The organism is Bacillus solitudinis (genome assembly GCF_002797395.1).
GTDB classification, from domain to species: Bacteria; Bacillota; Bacilli; order Bacillales; family Bacillaceae_D; genus Halalkalibacter_A; species Halalkalibacter_A solitudinis.
This window is the reverse complement of sequence record NZ_KZ454943.1, coordinates 3992658-3993687: the sequence shown is the minus strand read 5'-3', so window position 1 is coordinate 3993687 and position 1030 is coordinate 3992658. Positions and strand designations below refer to the sequence as shown.

At 39.8% G+C, this 1030-nt stretch carries 1 protein-coding gene; it reads left to right on the top strand.

Annotated features, from left to right (window positions below):
• Positions 1 to 261 precede the first annotated feature (261 nt).
• A partial coding sequence (locus CEF19_RS19470) for an IS110 family transposase (RefSeq protein ID WP_157801083.1) occupies positions 262 to 1030 on the top strand: 769 nt, incomplete at its 3' end.

The following is a 1030-nucleotide window of genomic DNA, read 5'->3' as shown; positions in this document are numbered from 1 at the left end:
CCTCGTTCGTATTATAAGGTCAGCCAGATAAGAAAATATTTCTGGTTGACCTTGTTTTATATGGTCTTATTATAACAGTAGCCGGGGTAAAACGTCTCTGCCCGTGGGACATAGATCCCGTCAAGTAAACAGTTTACCCCCTACTTGTAGAAACATGATTGAGGCTGGTTGGGACGTAGATCTCGTATAACAAGCGAAGCTGTGACACTACAAGAAGGAATTAGGGGTACCGGTTAGATTATCATTTGGAGGGGATTTAGAATGAATCCAGTCATTGGTCTGGATGTGTCAAAAGGAGAAAGTCAGGTTCAAGCATTTCTAGATAAAGGGAAACCATACCGTAAGAGCTTTAAAGTATCACATATTAATGAGGGACTTGAATCCCTTGTGGAATTCATCGAAGGTTTGACTGCTGAGACAGGGAAGAAACCTCCGGTTATTCTGGAAGCAACAGGACACTATCAAGCTCCTATTGTTCACTATCTCCGGGAGCGAGGCTATCTCTTAATCATTATTAACCCATTGATTTCTTACAAGGCCAAAAGTTCAAGTTTACGAAAGGTTAAGACGGACGCTGCTGATGCTTATCTTTTGTGCGAACTCTATTATAAAGAGGAACTTGAGCCATACAAAAAGCGTGGCGTTCAGCTCTTAAACTTACGTAACCTTACGAGACAACACGAAAATATTACTGGTACTTTAATTCAGACAAAACTACAATTCCAAGCGATTTTAGATCAAGTATTTCCTGAATTCAGAGGTGTGTTTGGGGATTTATATTCGGTTGTGTCGCTATTAACTTTAAAGAAATTTCCTTCGTCTGAAGATATTTTAAATGCCAGTGATGAGACCTTGACCGAAAAAATACACGAGTATTGTAAGAGTCGTTCACGTAGTTGGGCTAGTGATAAAGCAGCACAAATCAAAGCTGCGGCAATTCGAAATCCGTTTGAGAGAGCCGTTTATCAGAGTCACATTTTGAGTCTTGGAATGTTTATTACTATTATTCTCCAATACAAAGAGCACCTAT